Origin of the sequence: Campylobacter concisus (genome assembly GCF_050447485.1) — a bacterium.
GTDB classification, from domain to species: domain Bacteria; phylum Campylobacterota; class Campylobacteria; order Campylobacterales; family Campylobacteraceae; genus Campylobacter_A; species Campylobacter_A concisus_BQ.
This window is the reverse complement of sequence record NZ_JALMFY010000001.1, coordinates 1,148,454-1,166,516: the sequence shown is the minus strand read 5'-3', so window position 1 is coordinate 1,166,516 and position 18,063 is coordinate 1,148,454. Positions and strand designations below refer to the sequence as shown.

General features: G+C 41.4%; 21 protein-coding genes and 1 tRNA gene. 12 read left to right on the top strand and 10 right to left on the bottom strand.

All coding sequences use genetic code 11. The annotated features are described in order from the left end of the window. Nucleotides 1–22 precede the first annotated feature (22 nt). The 9 genes from MTT29_RS05900 to MTT29_RS05860 all read left to right on the top strand — a co-directional run bounded on the left by MTT29_RS05900 (nt 23) and on the right by MTT29_RS05860 (nt 6,629). Nucleotides 23–778 (top strand): cytochrome C, encoded by a 756-nt coding sequence (locus MTT29_RS05900; protein WP_429800056.1) that lies wholly within the window; start codon nt 23–25, stop codon nt 776–778. Further along, entirely contained in the window at nt 771–2,027 is a 1,257-nt protein-coding gene (nosD, locus tag MTT29_RS05895; protein ID WP_429800055.1) for a nitrous oxide reductase family maturation protein NosD, read from the top strand. The genes MTT29_RS05900 and nosD overlap by 8 nt, the downstream gene beginning before the upstream one ends. Beyond that, complete coding sequence (locus tag MTT29_RS05890) at nt 2,020–2,697, top strand: 4Fe-4S dicluster domain-containing protein (RefSeq protein WP_149708456.1); 678 nt, start codon at nt 2,020–2,022, stop codon at nt 2,695–2,697. Before nosD ends, MTT29_RS05890 begins: the two co-directional genes overlap by 8 nt. Continuing rightward, entirely contained in the window at nt 2,694–3,245 is a 552-nt protein-coding gene (locus MTT29_RS05885; RefSeq protein ID WP_149704875.1) for a c-type cytochrome, read from the top strand. The genes MTT29_RS05890 and MTT29_RS05885 overlap by 4 nt, the downstream gene beginning before the upstream one ends. Then, nucleotides 3,242–3,703: a c-type cytochrome gene (locus MTT29_RS05880; protein ID WP_429800054.1), complete on the top strand. Its 462-nt coding sequence runs from the start codon at nt 3,242–3,244 to the stop codon at nt 3,701–3,703. The genes MTT29_RS05885 and MTT29_RS05880 overlap by 4 nt, the downstream gene beginning before the upstream one ends. A gap of 2 nt (nt 3,704–3,705) precedes the next feature. After that, nucleotides 3,706–4,605 (top strand): NapH/MauN family ferredoxin-type protein, encoded by a 900-nt coding sequence (locus MTT29_RS05875; RefSeq protein ID WP_429800053.1) that lies wholly within the window; start codon nt 3,706–3,708, stop codon nt 4,603–4,605. Nucleotides 4,606–4,614: 9 nt separating this feature from the next. Next, nucleotides 4,615–5,268 carry an ABC transporter ATP-binding protein gene (locus tag MTT29_RS05870; RefSeq protein ID WP_103580951.1) on the top strand — a complete coding sequence of 218 codons (654 nt, stop codon included), beginning with the start codon at nt 4,615–4,617 and terminating at the stop codon, nt 5,266–5,268. Then, complete coding sequence (locus tag MTT29_RS05865; RefSeq protein WP_009295293.1) at nt 5,261–6,088, top strand: ABC transporter permease; 828 nt, start codon at nt 5,261–5,263, stop codon at nt 6,086–6,088. Before MTT29_RS05870 ends, MTT29_RS05865 begins: the two co-directional genes overlap by 8 nt. A gap of 133 nt (nt 6,089–6,221) precedes the next feature. Further along, nucleotides 6,222–6,629 (top strand): tetratricopeptide repeat protein, encoded by a 408-nt coding sequence (locus MTT29_RS05860; protein WP_194171828.1) that lies wholly within the window; start codon nt 6,222–6,224, stop codon nt 6,627–6,629. Nucleotides 6,630–6,682: 53 nt separating this feature from the next. Here MTT29_RS05860 and MTT29_RS05855 read toward each other — a convergent pair whose 3' ends face one another. Beyond that, nucleotides 6,683–6,955: a hypothetical protein gene (locus MTT29_RS05855; RefSeq protein ID WP_429800052.1), complete on the bottom strand. Its 273-nt coding sequence runs from the start codon at nt 6,953–6,955 to the stop codon at nt 6,683–6,685. A gap of 550 nt (nt 6,956–7,505) precedes the next feature. Here MTT29_RS05855 and MTT29_RS05850 point away from each other — a divergent pair. Next, nucleotides 7,506–8,018, top strand: coding sequence for a chemotaxis protein (locus MTT29_RS05850; RefSeq protein WP_429800051.1), 513 nt, complete (start codon nt 7,506–7,508; stop codon nt 8,016–8,018). A gap of 140 nt (nt 8,019–8,158) precedes the next feature. Here MTT29_RS05850 and MTT29_RS05845 read toward each other — a convergent pair whose 3' ends face one another. The 5 genes from MTT29_RS05845 to MTT29_RS05825 form a co-directional block, all read right to left on the bottom strand. After that, the gene (locus tag MTT29_RS05845; protein ID WP_429800050.1) at nt 8,159–9,589 is read right to left on the bottom strand and encodes a Na+/H+ antiporter; all 1,431 of its coding nucleotides are present in this window, start codon (nt 9,587–9,589) and stop codon (nt 8,159–8,161) included. 58 nt (nt 9,590–9,647) lie between these two features. After that, a tRNA-Ser gene (locus tag MTT29_RS05840) sits at nt 9,648–9,735 on the bottom strand. A 43-nt stretch (nt 9,736–9,778) separates the two neighbouring features. Beyond that, complete coding sequence (locus MTT29_RS05835) at nt 9,779–10,261, bottom strand: N-acetyltransferase family protein (protein ID WP_429800049.1); 483 nt, start codon at nt 10,259–10,261, stop codon at nt 9,779–9,781. A gap of 2 nt (nt 10,262–10,263) precedes the next feature. Then, on the bottom strand, nt 10,264–11,067 hold the full coding sequence (locus MTT29_RS05830) for a M48 family metallopeptidase (protein ID WP_429800048.1): 804 nt from the start codon (nt 11,065–11,067) through the stop codon (nt 10,264–10,266). Between the two features lie 517 nt (nt 11,068–11,584). Further along, nucleotides 11,585–12,655, bottom strand: a complete 1,071-nt coding sequence (locus MTT29_RS05825) for a putative transporter (RefSeq protein WP_429800047.1) — start codon at nt 12,653–12,655, stop codon at nt 11,585–11,587. Nucleotides 12,656–12,764: 109 nt separating this feature from the next. Here MTT29_RS05825 and MTT29_RS05820 point away from each other — a divergent pair, with 109 nt between their 5' ends. Beyond that, complete coding sequence (locus tag MTT29_RS05820; protein WP_107790725.1) at nt 12,765–13,211, top strand: DUF411 domain-containing protein; 447 nt, start codon at nt 12,765–12,767, stop codon at nt 13,209–13,211. Between the two features lie 39 nt (nt 13,212–13,250). On the opposite strand, the gene MTT29_RS05815 is transcribed toward MTT29_RS05820, so the two are convergent. Continuing rightward, nucleotides 13,251–14,564, bottom strand: coding sequence for a sodium-dependent transporter (locus tag MTT29_RS05815; protein ID WP_149723671.1), 1,314 nt, complete (start codon nt 14,562–14,564; stop codon nt 13,251–13,253). A gap of 170 nt (nt 14,565–14,734) precedes the next feature. Here MTT29_RS05815 and MTT29_RS05810 point away from each other — a divergent pair, with 170 nt between their 5' ends. Beyond that, nucleotides 14,735–16,075, top strand: coding sequence for a hemolysin family protein (locus tag MTT29_RS05810; RefSeq protein WP_429800046.1), 1,341 nt, complete (start codon nt 14,735–14,737; stop codon nt 16,073–16,075). 94 nt (nt 16,076–16,169) lie between these two features. Here the strand turns inward: MTT29_RS05810 and MTT29_RS05805 are convergent, their stop codons facing one another. From MTT29_RS05805 to MTT29_RS05795, 3 genes are all read right to left on the bottom strand, one after another. Next, the gene (locus MTT29_RS05805; RefSeq protein ID WP_429800045.1) at nt 16,170–16,439 is read right to left on the bottom strand and encodes a hypothetical protein; all 270 of its coding nucleotides are present in this window, start codon (nt 16,437–16,439) and stop codon (nt 16,170–16,172) included. A 73-nt stretch (nt 16,440–16,512) separates the two neighbouring features. Further along, nucleotides 16,513–17,169 (bottom strand): sugar transporter, encoded by a 657-nt coding sequence (locus MTT29_RS05800; protein ID WP_429800044.1) that lies wholly within the window; start codon nt 17,167–17,169, stop codon nt 16,513–16,515. Beyond that, nucleotides 17,170–18,063, bottom strand: a complete 894-nt coding sequence (locus MTT29_RS05795) for a DUF3137 domain-containing protein (protein WP_429800043.1) — start codon at nt 18,061–18,063, stop codon at nt 17,170–17,172.

Sequence of the window (18,063 nt, the reverse complement as noted above, 5' to 3'; positions counted from 1 at the left end):
TTTAAAATTTAAAGGAGAGATTATGAGTAAATATAAAATTTATACCATTGTTGCACTTATCATCATGAGCGTTTGTTTTACTCTACCAGTTCTTGGCTGGCACGGAGCAAAAGAGCGTATAGCTAACGGCGACGAGCTACCATCTTATAGTTACACTATCTACGATCTTTATAGCTCATTTCAGTATAAAAACCACCTTTTGCCAAAAGAGGTGGCAAGTGATCTCCATAAGATGATCGAACAAAAAGCAGAGATCGGCACGCCATCTCTTCCTATCTGGTATGTATCTCTTGAAGCGCCAAACTATCCAAAGGCAGCCTTTCCAGATGGCATCCCAGTATATTTTCACGTAGATGGATATAGTGGCGACGTGCATGAGATGAACACGATAAACCACTACATCGGCATGTATCCTATGGAGCATGGCGGCAATATCGAGCGAGCGATCGCACCTTATTATCTACTTATCGCCACACTTTGCATGCTTGCATTTTTATACTATGACGGTAAATTTAACTCGCTTCTCATGGTGCCAACCATCATCGCACCTGTGCTATTTATGAGTGCATTTGTGGGCTGGCTATATTGGTATGGACACAACATGCAAGAGTGGGGCGCCTTTAAGATCAAGCCATTTATGCCAACCGTTTTAGGCGATGGTAGTGTGGCGCACTTTACAACGCACTCATACCCAACTATCGGCTTTTGGGTGATGATGGTGATGAGCGTGCTTTGCATACTTGCGGTATTTTCAAAGAAAAAAGAGCTAAATGCGTAAATTTTCTAAATTTGCCCTTGTCTTTTTGCCACTTTTTGGCTTTGCAAACGTCCTTCAAGATGCGATAAATAACGCAAGTCCTGGTGACGTGATAAAGCTAGGCGACGCCGTTTATGAAGGGGGCATAACGATAAATAAGCCCCTTACTATCATCGGCGAGGGCAAAAATGCCCATATAAAAGGCGACGGCAAGGGCAGTGTTATAAAGATCATCGCTTCAAACGTGACACTTAAAAATTTAAAGATAAGTGGCAGTGGCAACGACCTTGGCGAGCTTGATGCTGGCATAGGCTGTGACAAGGCAAATAACGTTGAAATTTCTAAAAATGACATAAGCGACGTGCTTTTTGGGATTGACTTTAAAGAGTGCAGCAGCTCAAAGATCACTGAAAACAACATCACCTCAAAAAAGGGCGCTAGCCTTGGCTTTAGAGGCGATGCGGTGAGACTTTGGTATAGTCATGAAAATTTGATCGAGCACAACAATATCCGTGACAGCCGTGACATGGTCGCATGGTACGCAAGCCACAATAAATTTCTAAGCAACAAAGCAGTTGGCAGCAGATACTCGCTTCACTTCATGTATGCTAATCAAAATTTAGTCGAAAATAACGAATTTATCGGCAACGCTGTTGGTATGTTTTTTATGTATTCGGCTGGCTCAAATATAAAAAACAATCTCGTTATGGATAGTGATGGCGCTTTTGGCATCGGCATCGGACTAAAGGACGTGTCTGACTTTACGATAGAAAACAACACACTTATCTATAATGCGCGTGGCATCTTGCTTGATAACTCGCCCTTTCAGCCAGGATCGACGATAAATTTTATAGGCAATAAAATTTTACACAACGTGGTTGGCGTCTATTTTCACGCTACGCAAGGCACAAGCATCTTTGAAAACAACGACTTTATCGGCAATATGGATATCGTCGTAAATGACACTCCAGGCGAAAAGATGCTTTTAAATAGGTGGAGCAAGAATTATTATGATGAGTATGAGAGTTTTGACAGAGATAAAGATGGCTACGGAGACACGCCATTTTTGCATCTCTCATATATCGATCAGCTTTGGCAATACTATCCAAATTTGCAGTTTTTCTACGGCTCAAGCGTCTTTAGTGTCTTAAATTTCTTAGCCAAACTCGCTCCATTTTCTGAGCCGATAAAGCTACTTGAAGATAATTCACCTAGGATAAAACCGCTTGATGTTTCAAATTTCAACGCTTTAAAGGCGAAACGTGGATAGAAGAAATTTTATGATAATTGGCTCAGCCGCAGCAGTGGCTGGATATGCCATAGGCAAGTTTTTGCCAAAAAGTAGTGGCGATAAACTCTATCTTAGACCACCAGGTGCTGTTGATGACTTTGATGATCTTTGCGTAAAATGCGGTCAGTGCGTGCAAGTCTGCCCTTATCACAGCATAAATTTGCTTGATATAGAAGATGGCTACTCAAGTGGCTCAGCTCACATCGACGCCAAAGAGCGAGGCTGCTACTTGTGCGACCTTTTCCCATGTGTGCTAGCCTGTCCAAGCGGTGCGCTTGATCACGCCACAAAGGTCGTGGGCGATGTCAAAATGGGCGTTGCAGTTTTAAGTGACACGGCGGCCTGTTTGAGCGTGAAAAGAGAAAATTTAAGCGAAACTGGCGTTAAACATCTGCTTGATCGCAAAGCTTATAACGACAGAGAAGAGGCGCTAAAAGATAAGATAAAAGGCAAGATCGGTCAAATTTGCGATCTTTGCGTCACGCTTTGTCCAGTTGGCGATAGCGCGATAGCAATGAGCGAGGCAAATTTACCACTTATAAAAAATGGCTGCGTGGGTTGTGGCGTTTGTGCTGAGGTCTGCCCAGCAAAGATCATAAATATCGCCCCAAAGATGAGCTATGATGAAATTTACAAGGAGAAAAAATGAGAGCAATAATACCTTTAATAGCTGCTGCGTTGCTATTTGTCGGCTGTGAAAAGAGTGAGGACAAAGCGCAAGAGGCTGCTAGTGAGCAAGGCGCAAAAGTAGCGACAAGTGCTAGCATAAAGGTCGAAAAAAATGAAAACAACGAGAGCACAAATAAGCAAAATGAATTTATAAAATACGACATGCACGGCGAAAAAAGCGTTAAATTTGGACTTGAAGATAACAACGTAAGCCGCCAGATCGGAGCGCTAGCCATGGTAAAAAGCCCGCTTCAAAGTATAAATTTAAGGCTTATAAAGGGCAGACTTAGCAAGGACTTCATCACAAAGTGCTCAGCCTGCCACGATGACTACGCAAATGGCATCATCGGACCATCTCTTCTAACAAAGAGTGAGGATGAAATTTATAAGATGATAAACGCTTATAAAAACAAAGAGAAGGTAAATGTGCTGATGCGTGATCTTGTTAAAAAGATGGATGAGAGTGAGATTAGAAATTTAGCCAAAGAGATAAGCGATTTTAATGCGCAGTTTAGGAGCAAACAATGAAAATCGGAAAAATCATAACGATCATTTTAGCGGTGCTGATATGTGGCATCATGGTGTTTATGCTAAGCCAAACTCCGCCTAAAAAGGAGAAAGCAGAAGCTAGCGTTCAGCCAAAAGTGGAGCAAAATTTCACAAAGCAGCAGTCAAAGTCTAGCGAGGAATTTGCCAGCGAAGATGAGCTAAAAAAGGTAAAAGAGCTAAGCCTAAGCGTGGCTAAGACGCAAAATGAGGGCGTTAGCAGGCAATACCTAACCTCTTGCGCACCATGTCACGGCGCAAATGGTAAGGGTGTCGTAGCGCCTAATATCACTCATCTAAGCAAAGAGGATCTGCTAAAAAAACTAGCTGATTATAAGGCTGGCAAGGTGCAAAACACGCTTATGAAGGGGCTTCTTACAAACGTTAGTGATAGCGAGCTAAACAGCCTTGCTGATGAAATTTCTAAATTTAAAAAGTAAAAATGGATAAATATAACGTTCGTGCGACCGTTAGAAACGTAAGCTTTCTAAGCACGCTAATAACGACTACAAAAGATGGCAAAAAGCGCCCAAGCATACGTTTTTGGCGCATTTTTACTATCGTGCTAGTTCATCTTTTATTTGTCCTCTCTTACAGGGTCGATGTGCAAATTTTAGAGGGTGACATCAGCGCCTCAAGGATACTTGGCTTTCACCTAGCAGATGCATTTATGAGCTTGCAAGTCTTTTTGGCAACGCATGAAATTCATATAAATTTACTAATTGGCTCGCTTAGTATCCTAGCCTTTTACATCATTTTTGGTGGCAGGGGCTTTTGCTCGTGGGTTTGCCCGTATTCACTTATAAGTGAGATAGCCGAAAAGATCCATGAAAATTTACGCGCCAAAAAGATAGTAAAACCACGAGTTTTTGACACAAAGTGGCGATACGCTTTTACCATTTTGTTTTTGGCTCTTAGCTTTGCTAGCTCAAGCCTTGTCTTTGAAATTTTTAACGTCGTTGGGATATTTTCAAGATTTATCATCTATGGCTACTTTCACGCTATCTGGCTTGTTGTAGCTATGCTCGTGGTTGAGATTTTCTTCTCACGCAGGGCTTGGTGCAGATATGTCTGCCCTGTTGGAGCGACCTATTCTCTACTAGCAAAGCCAAATGCGATAAAGGTCAGCTGGGATAAAGAAAAGTGCGATCACTGCTTGGTTTGCACCGATGTTTGCCTAGTGCCACACGTGCTTTTTATGACAAAAAAGGGCGCAAAAACTGATGATAGTAAAAAGCTCTTTAGGATAGCAGGCGCTGACTGCACGCTTTGTGGCAGGTGTATCGACGTTTGCCACCAAGATGCGCTTAAATTTGACAACGGCTTTAAGAAACTCATATAAGGAAATTTTTTGATAGATATAAAAGAAGTAACGAAAATTTTTGGCTCGCAAAAGATACTTGATAGCGTCAGTCTAAATGTAAAAGCTGGCGAAAAGATAGCGATACTTGGGCAAAATGGAGCTGGCAAAAGCTCGCTCATGCGTATCATCTTGGGCGAGTTTGTGCCAAATAGCGGAAGTGTCGCGATAAATGGCGTAAATACCCTAAAAGATAGAAAAGAGGCGCTAAAGTTTATCTCGTTTGTGCCACAAACCCCGCCACCACTTAAATTTAGCCTGCGTGAGCTTTGCGAGTTTGTCTGCAAAAGCTCAAATGTCAAATTTGAAGAGATAGAGAAATTTAGCAAGCTTTTAGAGCTTGACCTGCATGCAAATTTAAATAAGTCGTTTTACAAACTATCTGGCGGTATGAAGCAAAAGATGCTAATAGCCATCGCATTTGCCAAAGATAGTGAAATCTTGATGTTTGACGAACCAACGGCAAATTTAGATGTAAAAGCAAGAGAGTCTTTTAAAAATTTGCTCGATAACTTCACGCAAAAAAAGACGCTAGTTTTCATCTCGCACCGCATAGATGAGATCGCTCATCTGCTTGATAGGTGCGTCTATATGGACCTTGGCAAGATCATCAAAGAAGAAAATTTAAGGAGCAAGAGTGAATAACCTTTTTTTAATAGCAAAACTAGACGTCAAAGAGTCGTTTCGCTCGAGGTGGTTTGCGATCTATGCGCTTCTTTTTTCTGCTTTGATGATAGGATTTTTATTTAGCGGAGTGACCGACTCGCGCGTGCTAGGCTTTTCTGGGCTAACAAGGGCGCTACTTTTGTTTATACAAATTTGCGTCATCATCGTGCCGATATTTATCCTCATTTCAACCGTTAGAAGCATAAATCAAGACAGGGACACAAACCTGCTTGAGTACGTGCTAAGCTTCCCGCTAAGCCTTAAAGAGTACTATTTTGGCAAGGCGCTTGGGCGGACATTTGTCGTTTTTGTGCCACTTTTGTTCTCTCTTTTGCTTTGCGTGGTGGTTGGCTTTATAAAGGGCGTGTCGATACCTTGGGGCGTGCTGGTGCTTTACTTTGGCCTGCTTTTTAGCCTAAGTATCGTCTTTTTGTCGCTTGGCTTTTTCATCTCAAGCCTTATTAAAAACCAAGAGACAGGGCAGGGCGTGGCGTTTTTGCTCTGGCTTATCATGCTAGCTTTTATCGACCTAGCGCTCATTGGACTGCTTATGCGAAGCTCTGTCGATGAGTACGTCATCTACTCTATCGCGATGTTAAATCCGATCGAGCTTTTTAGGATAGCAGCGCTTAGCCTTTTTGATCCAAATTTAGCAGTCATCGGCACTGCGTCTTACTTTATCTTAGGCACATTTTCAAAAGCGACCTTCGTAGCTTACGCGATCATCTACCCTTTAGTACTTGGCGCGATCTTGCTAGTTTGCGGCTATTTGGGCTTTAGCAAGAGAGATCTTGTTTGATTGTTTTTTGTTAAATAAGAGTTGGCTTTAAATTTAGACGGGGCTTGTATTATTCCACTTGTCCAACAAGAAACCTCCTTTTTGTAATGACCCCCTTTCCCCCAAAGGGGGTTTATCTCTCTCAAGGAAATTTATGAAAAAATCCATTTTATTTTTAGCCTTTGCCGTTTTATCTCTAAGTGCAAACTGGGATGAAAACATGCAAAACTGCATCAACAAAAGTGACGCAAAAGCTTGCGAGAGCTTTACTAAAAAGCTTTCAAGCGAGTGTGAGAACAAAGACAAAACCTCTTGCTTTTTATATGCTGATATGCTAGGGCGAGGTCTTGGCGTTGAAAAAGATCTGGTTAGATCTTATGAGATATTTAAGTTGCTTTGCGAAAATGGCAGCAGTGAAGCTTGCTATGAGCTAGCTACAAAATATCTGCAAGGAAACGGCGTAGAGCAGAGCTTTGATCTATCTGCAAATGCCCTTGATAAGGCTTGCAAGATGGGTAGCAAACGAGCTTGCAACGTCCTAGAGCTTGTGCCTAAGAATTAGAATTTATAAATTTAATTAAGCTATTTTTGCAAATTTTAAAATTTGTCCGACACTTATTTAACTTGATAAAACAAATTTGCAAATTTTAAAACTTTACTCGCTCGCCTTAGCAGACTACTAAATTTAGGCTGCACTACGTTTAGCACTAAATTTAGAGCCGTGATATGCTCGCTCATAAATTTTAAAATTTGCCTGATGATAAAGCGCATGCAGTACGAAGCACTGAAGCATGCCACTTCTAACGTCGTAGGGGTTAGGGGATTGTTAATGGGGAAGGGAGCTCTTTTGCTTCGCAAGTTCGCAACTGCAAGCAGAACGTAATTCAAGCTCCCTTCTCCCTTAATGAAAGAACAGGAGTTATATGTCTGTTCGTTTTGCAAATTTTAAAATTTCATTCACCACTAAGAATTGACTACTAAAATTTGGCTTCGCTTACAGCTTAGCTCAAATTTTAGAGCCGAAATTATTCGTCCATAAAATTTTAAAATTTGATAGAACTTTTGAATAAAACACGTTTAGGCGTAATAAAAATAAAATTTAAAATGTTAATTTTACTTTTTATACAAAGCATATATTTTTATCTTTCTAAAAGAGAAATTTTTTCTAGTAAATGCCTAAATATCGTGATTTAATTTAGTATTACGCAGAATTTCTTTTTTATTAACTAAAAATTTCATTAAAATTTATATTTAAATAATAACATTGCATCGTCCTAAACGGACCCTCCTTTTTGTAGCGGTTAAGACTTTGCTTCCCCCTTTTCTGGCTTTTCCGCTTACACAAAGAGGAGTTGTTTTTTAATATACAAAGTCTTATTTCATACCCTTCATTTTTTGCATAGTAGTTGTATAATTTCAAAAAACTAAGGAATTTGCATTGCTAAAAGTTGAAGTGATATATAAATTTTGTATCGTCTGTGCTCTTGCCTGTGGGATCTGCCTGCTTGCATTTACTGGGCTAAATTTCGCCATGGGCGAGTATAATGAGTGGATGATGAGCGCGCACAAATTTGCAGGAGCTTTGATCGTTTGTGCTGTGATCTTGCACCTTTTTAACCGCAGAAGAAAGCTAGTAAAGCTCATAAATGAGATGATCGATGTCACCACGCACCGCAAAAATCCAACGATCTGCAACATGGACCGCATCATCGCCTCGCTTGAGCCACATAGCATCAGTGAAATTTCACGCATGCTTGGCTTTGATGAGGCCCTGTTTTGCAAGAGTTTGCGCGAAAATGATGTTAAATTTAATAGTCCCAGCCAGACTTTGCGTCAGATCGCGCGCATGAACGATGAGAAGATATTTTTCGTGCTCGTGCTCATCGTCGAGGCCAAATTTGGCAAGAGATTTTGCGGTGCGGTAAGTTGCAATGTCGGAAGAAAATTTTAGTGCTCGCTATGCGGCTGCCACCTCTGCTCCTCAAGGTCGATGTGATATAAAAACGTCCTAATGACCTCTTCGTCGATCTTTGGGTCTTTGTTTAGCTCACAAAGCGCCTTTCGCTGCTCATTTAGGATCTCAAAATAGGTCTACCTGACCTCGTCGCTGATCTCGAAATTTTCATTTGAAAGCTCAAAATTCCAAACTTCTTTGAGTTTCTGAAACAAGAAATTCTCCTCATTGCAAAATTTCTCGCTTTGAAATTTAAGCGAAGCCTCGGCAAGCGCCTTTTTGATCTTGATCCTTGCAAGCTCATTTGGCATATGGTCGTTAAAGTCTGGAAATTTCACACTTTTGATGAGCAGTGGCAAGCTTAAGCCCTGAACTACGAGCGTTAGCAAGATCACAACAAAGGTGATAAATAAGATGAGATCTCTATGCGGAAATGGCTCGCTACCAGCCATAGTAGGGATAGAAAGTGCTGCAGCCAGCGAGACTACGCCCCTCATGCCAGCCCAGCCGACGATAAATGGTGTGGCTTTGCCAGGGTTGCGATCGTCCGCCACGCTGATATAGCGCTTCATAAACATCGTGATATAAACAGCGCCATAAGATGCCATGAGGCGGATAACGACGAGCACTGCAGTGACCAAAACGCCGTAAAAGACTGCCTCAAAGAGCGAGACGCCGCTACGCTTTAGCCCTGCTAAAATTTCAGGCAGGTCAAGGCCGATCATGGTAAATGCAAGGCCGTTTAGTAAGAAAATAAAGTTGTTCCAAACTGGCATCGCGTGGATCCTTGTTGAAGCGGTAAAAATTTCATTTCTTTTAGTCGAGAGATAAAGTCCGCCACAAACCACTGCTAAAACGCCGCTAGCGCCAAGCTCCTCAGCCAAGATATACATGATATAAGGCGTCGTGATCGTCATTATCGTGTCGCTGTTTTCATCAGTCGGTAAAATTTTATGTAAAAAATATGCCGCAAGCGCCACCACAAGACCCGCTAAAACGCCACCGGCCACCATCCATAAAAAGGTCGTTGCGGCCTTGTACCAGACAAACTGCCCAGTCGTGACCGCAACTGCGGCGAAGCGAAAGATGATGAGCGAGGAGGCGTCATTTAAAAGGCTCTCACCCTCCAAAATAGCGCTGATCCTGCGCGGGGCTTTGACAAATTTAAGGATAGCTGCCGTGCTCACCGCGTCTGGTGGTGAGACGATAGCTCCTAGCATGAAGCCTAGGGCGAGCGAGAAGCCGGGGATCACTAAATTTGCTATCAAAGCAACCGCTGCTGCGCTTATAAAAACCACGATAAAGGCGAAACTGCCGATCGTACGGCGCCATTTAAAGAGCTCTTTTAGCGAGTTTGCCCACGCAGCCTCGTAAAGAAGTGGCGGTAAAAATATGATGAAAATAAGCTCGGGATCGATCTTGATGCTTGGTAAATTTGGCACAAAGCTAATGGCCAGCCCGCCAAGGACTAATAACACCGGATAGGCGATCTTTAGGCGGTTTGAGACCATCACTAAAGCGATGATGATAGCTAGCAGTGCAAAAAATAGCAGTAAATGTTCGATCATTTTTGTCCTTTAAATTTCTTTTTGTATCAGGGCAATAGAGTAAATTTTGTCAAATTTATGGCGGGCAGAGAGAGATTCGAACTCTCGGTGAGTTACCCCACACACGCGTTCCAGGCGTGCTCCTTAAACCGCTCGGACATCTACCCAAGAAGAAAGTGATTATATCTTCATTTGCTTAATGCTTGGCTTTTAGAGCTTTAGCCCCAAGATAACGACATCTTTGTATTCGCCATCCATTAGGCAAACACCCGGCAGTTCGCCCCATTTTTCAAAGCCAAATTTCAAAAATAGCTCAAGGCTTGCTTCGTTTTTGCTAAAGATTAGCGCGATGATATTTTTTAAATTTAGCTCTCTAGCTTCATTTAGACTGTGGGCTAAAAGCTGCTTGCCGATACCCTTTTTAAGAGCCTTTTTAGCGATATAGATGCTTATTTCTACGCTTATATCGTAAGCGATCTTGGGGTTAAAGTCACTTAGCGAGCAGTAGCCTAAAATTTCATCATTTTCTTTGTAGATAAAGATAGGGCGCGAGCCGCCGTGGGCATTAAACCAAGGCTCTCGCTCCTTTGTGCTAACTGGGCGCATATCCGCAGTTGCACTTCTTTCTAAGATGTATTCGTTATAAATTTGCGTGATTGCAGGAAGATCGCTCGGCTTTGCCCGTGAGATCAAGCCTAACCCCTTTTTGCCGCCTGATAGACTGGCTCAAGCTTTGCTGCGACCTCTTTTAGGTCTTTTATCCTGCTCTCGTTTGATGGGTGAGTGCTTAAAATTTCAGGTATTTTGCCAACATTCGTCTTGCTCATTTTAACCCAAACTTCGACCGCCTCTTTTGGATCGTATCCAGCTCTTGCCATTAGCTCAGTGCCGATGCGATCGGCCTCTGTCTCATGTGAGCGAGAAAATGGCATTGAGATGGTGTATTGCGTAGCTAAACCTAATGCACTTGCTCCAAGATTACCAAGTCCAGCAACAGTTGCTACTGTAAGGATGCCAATGCCTGTTAGCTGGTCAGTGCTAGCTTGCTCTCTGCCGTGCTCTCTAAGTGCGTGGGCGATCTCGTGACCCATAACCGCTGCTAATTGCGCATCTGTTAGATTTAATTTCTTAACAATACCACTATAAACAACGATCCTGCCACCTGGCATGCACCAAGCATTTAGCGTATCTTCGTTGATGACATTTACTTGCCACTTCCACTTTAGGGCGTCCTCTCTGAAAACACCAGTTTGAGCGATCAGTTTTCTTGCGATATCTTGAACCCTTTTTGTAAGGATCGGATCGACATTTAGCTCGCCCTTGCTTCTAGCGGCTGTTAGCGTCTTGACGTAAGCTTGAGCTGAGCTTTGCTCCATCGCTTCAGAAGATACTAGCATGAACTGCTTGCGATCTGCGCCCACGACGCCTGGCTTTGTGACGCTCGTGCAGCCGGTGATAAGCATGCTAGCTGTTAATAACGTAAGTAAAATTTTTTTCATTTTTATCCTTTTTGGATTAAAATTTGGCGTATTATAGCTTGTGTTGGATATGCATTGTTAAACGAGGGGTGAAATTTAAATTTTGCGATTTCAAAAATAGAAATTTACTACTTTTGCAAATTTTAAACTTTCACTCACCCCTAAGAATTAACTACTAAAATTACTCGAAATTTATCTGAATATAAACCGCATGCGGCATGATAGTGCCATTGCATGCACCTCTAACGTGCGAGGGGATTGGGGGATTTAAAAAGGGGGATAAGGGGATGGCTTCGTAATTCAAGTCCCCTTGTCACCCTTTTGAATAAAAAGAATTTACAAATTTTAAATTTTCATTCACTCGCAAGAATTGACTACAAAAATTTAGCTTCGCTTATAGCTTAGCTCAAATTTTAGAGCCGAAATCACTCGTTCATGAAATTTTAAAATTTACTTGATACCTATATGCCTGACAAAGCAAATTTGCAAAATTTAAATTTCACTCACTTGCTTAGTAGGCTACAAATTTCAGTTCTAGTTACTGCTTATCACTAAATTTAGTGTCTTTATATGTTTGTCTATAAATTTTAAAATTTTTTGGATGCTCTTGTACAAAAAAACGCCTTTTCACTATTCTAATTTTATTGTCCAAATTTATATTTTTCTCAAATTCTCTCAAACGCTTATTGACCGATCTTAGCTCCGTTATCGTCGTCCAGTTATCGATAAAGACGCTAAAACTCTCTCTAACCTGCGAGAAAGCGTTGCTAGCTTGGATCAAAACACCAAGCGTGATGACACCGCTAAATAGGCCATTTCCCATGATGATGTAAGGCACGATGACTAAAATTTGCGAAAACGAGATGAGCCAAAGGTTGAAGTAGCCGTAGTGCAAAAATAGCTTGTAGTAGTTTAGCTTGACCCCTGTAAAAAGCTCTAGCATGACGTTTGGCTGGCAAAATTTGAGCTTATCATCCTCACCATAAACTAGCTCTTTTCTAAACGCCGCCTCTGCTTTTTGGTTGTTATACTCAAGATGTGGTAGCTTTATACCTACAAACCACGATACGATGAGGCCTCCAACGCTAATTAGTAGAGCGATATAAACTAGCGAGCCATTGATATCTTTGATGTAAGGCAGGCTCACGCTCTTGCTTAGCTCCCAAAGCACCGGTATAAAGGCGATGAGCGTCATAAACGCCTTTAAAACCTGCACGCCAAGGCTCTCCATGATCTTAGCAAAGCGGTAGATGTCCTCTTGGATACGCTGCGAGCTACCCTCGATGTCATTTTGGCAGTTTCGCCAAAATTTGAGGTATTTAAAGGTCATCGCCTCCCTCCAGCGAAAGACCCAGTGGCTCGCAAAGAACGATATCACCGTGTAGGTCACGACGTAAGGCATGGCGATCTTTATGAAATTTAATATCTCGCGCCAAAACTCATCTACTTTGTGATCCTTTGAGTTTTGCACGATGTCGTAGAAATTTTTATACCACTCGTTGATGCGGACGTTTAGATGTGTTTGATAGACAAGTAGTAAGATGATAAATATCGCTCCGCCGTAAGCCCAAAGCGCCCATTTTTTGTCTTTAAAAAATGATGAAAACATAAAGTGCCTTTTGTAAATTTTGGCAATTATAGCAGGCAAGGTTTAAGCATTTATATAAAATTTAAATCCAAACTATATCATTTTGCAAATTTTAACGTAAAGGAAAATGATGAAGAAATTTGCATTTTTAGCCCTTAGCCTTTGTGCGACCTTAGCGCTTGGGGCCGATATGAAGGTCTATAAAAGCCCAACTTGCGGTTGTTGTGGCAACTGGGCCAATGCTATGCAAAAAGCTGGCTTTAGCGAAGAGACCATAAAAGTAGATGATATGGTCAAGGTTAAAAAAGAATTTCACGTGCCACTAGAGCTTTCAAGCTGCCACACAGCTATCGTTGATGGCTACGTTATCGAGGGTCACGTGCCAGCTGATGAGGTCAAGCGCCTGCTTGAGCTTAAACCAAAAGATGTCGTTGGTATCGCAGTGCCTGGCATGCCTATGGAGAGTCAAGGTATGGAGCAAGGCGGCAAAGCCGAGCAATACGACGTCATACTCTTCAAAAAAGATGGCTCACAAGAGGTCTTTGCTACTTACACCGGCTCTAAAAAGCTAAAATAACTTCAAATTTAGACTTAGCTCGTCTTTTGATGGGCTAAGTTAAAAAGAAATTCCCTTGCTAATGGCGATGATGCAGAGCAAAAAGGCTATTGGCACATAGATAAATTTACCCACAAAGTACCAAAATGAGCCGTAAGTTTTATTTGCTCCTGAATTTACCTCGTCTAAAATTTCTTCTTTTTTGATGATCCAAAACCAAGATATTGCGCCGATAACTGCGCCGATCGGGATGATGTAGATAGAGACAAAGTCCATCCAAGGCCCCCAGCTACTAATAGGCTCCATAAACGCTCCAGCCCCAAAGCAAACCACACAAAGCAGCGCAAGCACCCAAAATCTGCTAAGGCTAGGGAATTTATGCATAAGCGACTCAGCCACGACCTCAAACATATTTTGAAGTGAGGTGATACCGCCAAAGATGACTGCGGTAAATAGTATGATCGCAAAAATTTGACCGCCGATCATATTTTGTAAAATTTTAGGAAGCGTTACGAAAAGTAGCTTTGGACCCTCAGCTGGATCCATAGCGTAGGCAAAGACTGCTGGGATCATAACAAGCGCTGCAACAAGGGCTGCAAGTGTGTCAAAAAATGCCGTAGTTTTGGCGCTTTCTACGATGTCTTCATCCTTTGAAAGATATGCTCCATAAACTATCATGCCAGAACCCGTGATAGAGAGCGAGAAAAAGGCTTGACCCATCGCAGTGACCCATACCATCGGATCTTCAAGCTTGCTAAAGTCAGGGATAAATAGAAATTTATACCCCTCAAGTGCGTTTGGCAGCATCGCGACATTTATAGCCAAAATGGCAAATAACACGAAAAATAGTGGCATCATTATTTTATTAGTCTTTTCGATGCTTTTTGCTCCAAAAAATAGCGTAAGAAGCGTGCCAATAATGACTATGAAGTGATATGGCAGGACTGAGTACTCATGAAGCGCAAATGAGTTAAACCAAACATTTGTATCAACGCTCATAAATGAGCCAGTAAGCGCCTGAGTAAGGGCCTTTAGCACGTAAGCGATGATGACAGCGTAGCCTATGGCTATGCAAAGTGAGCCAGCAAGTGGAAGCCAGCCGATGATACTGCCGATGACGCCTAAATTTCTACTTTGCCAAGCAAATTTATATGATCCTAGCGTGCCAGTCTTTGCTCGCCTGCCGATCGCATACTCAGCGCTTAAGCCAACGTAAGAAAAAAGCGCCACAAAAAAGATGTAGATGAGTAAAAATGCTCCGCCGCCATTTGTGCCAAGCTTGTAAGGAAAGCCCCAAACATTTGCCATACCAACGGCTGAACCAACTGAGGCTAGTATAAACGCCCAGCGTGATGAAAAATTCTTTTTGCTCATTGTAAAATCCATAAATTTAGTGATGAAAATAATGTTACCAAAATATGATTTAAGAACTTTTTATAAATCTTAAATTTAAGAAAAGTTGTTACTTTTGGGCGTGGCTAATTTGACCGCTAAATATAAATTCGCTATAATCAGCCAAAATTTTTAACTCTTAAGGATCATAATTGTACCCCAGTAGCGATAACTCGCTTTTAATGGTAATACTTGCCATTATATTCATTTTACTAAACGCATTTTTTGTTTTGTCGGAATTTTCCCTTGTCAAGGTTCGCAAGTCTAGACTTGAAGAGCTTATCAAAGAGAAAAAGCCAAACGCCCAGCTTGCCTTTGAGATGTCAAACAAGCTTGATACCTATCTTAGCGCCACTCAGCTTGGCATCACGCTAAGCTCACTCGCCCTTGGTTGGATCGGTGAGCCAGCAGTCGCAAGGCTCATAGAAGCCCCGCTTAAAAATGTTTTTAATCTTAGCGACATCTTAGTTCATACAGTCGGCTTTGCGATCGCATTTACGCTTATCACGCTACTTCACGTCGTTATGGGCGAGCTTGTGCCAAAGTCAGTCGCCATAGCCAAATCGGAATCAGCAGTGCTTAAAATCGCTCGTCCGCTTCACTTTTTCTGGATACTTTTTTCTCCTATCATAAAGCTTTTTGATATCCTAGCTACATTTGGACTTAAAATTTTAGGCATCCAGCCAGCAAAAGAGAATGAGCTAGCACACTCTGAAGAGGAGATCAAGATCATCGTTGGCGAGAGCTTAAAGGGCGGTGTGCTTGATAGCTTTGAGACTGAGCTTATCAAAAATGCAGTTGATTTTAGCGACACGGTCGCAAAAGAGGTCATGACGCCAAGACGCGACATGATCTGCATAAATAAACAAAAGAGCTTTGAAGAGAATTTACAAGTCGTTTTTGAGTCAAAATATACTCGCTATCCTTATATAGACGGCTCAAAAGATATCATTTTAGGCATGATACACATTAGAGATATCTTGCAGCTGCACTTTAGCGAGGAAAAAGAGAAGAGCTTTGACGCGATCGTGCGTAAATTTGTCATCGTGCCTGAGAGCCTTTCTATATCAAAAGTGCTTGTGATGATGAATAAAGAGCAAATTTCGGCTGCGCTTGTCGTCGATGAGTATGGCGGCACGGCTGGACTTCTTACGATGGAAGATATCATGGAAGAGGTTCTTGGCGACTTTAACGACGAGCACGATGAGGTCGATCAACACTATAAAAAGATAAATGAAAATATCTATGAATTCCAAGGCAGATACGACCTAGAGAGCGTTGAGGAGCTTCTTGGCATAAGCTTTGATGAAGAGACCGATCAAGTCACGATCGGCGGATATGTCTTTAACCTTATCGGTCGTTTGCCAGTCGTTGGGGACAAGATCGAGGATGAAAACTGCTACTACGAAGTAAGAAAGATGGATGGAGCTAGCATCTCACGCGTAAAAGTTAGAAAAAAGATAAAAGAAGAAGAGGAGCCTGCTCAGGCTTAGTTTATAAATTTAATGGCTTTTTTGGCCATTAAATTTAAACTCGCAAAATCATAAAAAATAGAGCAAATTTAAGTGGCATTGCACTTTTTAAAGGCTATAAGCCCTTAAATTTAACTTTTAAAACCGCAAAATTTAAAGCGACACCACCTTTTAAATAGCTCTCTAAAAACATCACCACCACCTTTTTCGTAAATTTGGTCATAAATTTTAAAAATGGCTTGCGAGTTTTAAAATTTATCATCTGCTTGCAAAAGTAGCCATTTGAGCGATCTTGTTTGTGATATTTAAATTTACTAAAGCTAGTTAGCCTTGGCTCAGACGCAATACCAAAAAAATTTGTTATAAATTTCTCTATTACGCTCATCTAGGCTGCAACAAGAGAGCTAAATTTCTTTTGTTAAACCTTAAACAACGCCTCTTAATAGCTCTTTTATAGTCTAGTTTTTATCTTGATAAAAGCGTGCTAGATCTTTGCCGTGCTTTAATGCTAGCTCGTAGTACGGCGTGTCTGGGTCCTCGCCTATCATCTCGTAGAGCTTTTTACGAAGCTCTGGTAGGAGGCGAAGATCGCTATAATCTATCCTCTCTTTATATGCTGGCAAGCCTTGTAAAAGCAGGGCATTTGAGTAGTTTATGCCGCCAGTTTTGCTGCCAGTAATGTTAAATTCATTCTCATATTGCGCGCGAGTTAAGCCAGTTGGTATGTTAAGCTCTCCCCGTTCTAGGCAAATTTTGTCATTGCTACTGATGATATACTCTGGAAATTCTAACTCTTGGTAGTTGATATTTTCGTGATCATAATAGATCCACTTTATAGCATCTTTATTTTTGCGGTTGAAACTGCTTTTGTAGATGAAGCTTCCTGGAATGATAAATTCACGGCTTTTTAGCACTGGTGTATCTACTATATCTTTATAAATAGCAACCAAGTAGCAGTCACTAAAAAAATCAAGCGGCCAAAGAAGCCCCTCATTTGCTCGCTTTATAAAACGGTTCATGATATCAACTAAGATCTTGCCAAAGAAATATCTCTTGTAGTAATCATTATAGACGTAAAATATGTCGCCCTCTTTGAGCTTTGTCTTATATGGCATTTAGCTCTTCCAGATATTTTTGTTTAGCTCCAGATCGTGCATGATTTGCAAAAAGTCGCTGATACTTGAGATGTAGTTTTGCACGCTCTCATTGCTATTTAGTGGCATTTGAAGATCAGGCTCGAAGCTATCCTTTCTAAGATCGATCGCGATGAAAATTTCATTTTTTAAAAACACTGCCGAGAGTGGGGCGTTAAATTTAGTTCGTAATCTGCTTAAATTTTCCATCAGCTTTGGCGTCAGAGCGTATCTAGCTGCGATCTGATCGGTCGTATAGGTCTTAAAGAGCTCGTTAAATTTAGGGTTATCCATCGTCGCTTGCTCGCCCTCGCTTCTTAGATCAGATGTTCGCTTTTTGTCGCAGACATATATCGTGGCATTTAGCTCTTTTTTAAACTCAGCCTTTAGTAAAATACCTTGAAATTTTACCGTCGTATAGGTGCCCCCTTTACTGGATCTTGTCTCCTCTGCTGCATAAAAATCGCAAAGCTTAAACTGCGTGTTATCGATCTGTCCGTAGATCATATCTTCTGCATTGTGTCTATTTACATAAACGTCATAAATTTTAAAAAAATCATCCAACTTTAACCCACTATAGGCATTGAAATTTAGACCATAGTTTTTTACGATTACGCCAACTACTTTTTCTTTAAAATTTAATGTAAGCTCTTTTTTTAACTCATTTATCGTCGTGCCAAGATAAAAAACTCCGCCGATTAACAAAAAGAAAAATAAATTTCCAAGGTGCAATGAGGCTAAAATGCCACCTGTAACTATGGCGCCAAGAAAGCCATAAACGATCATTTTAAAGGCTTTTTTCCCCATGGCAAGGCGCTCTTTTTCAAGCTCGTCAAGATCGCTTAGATCGATGCCTTTTAGTTCGTCTGCTTGCAT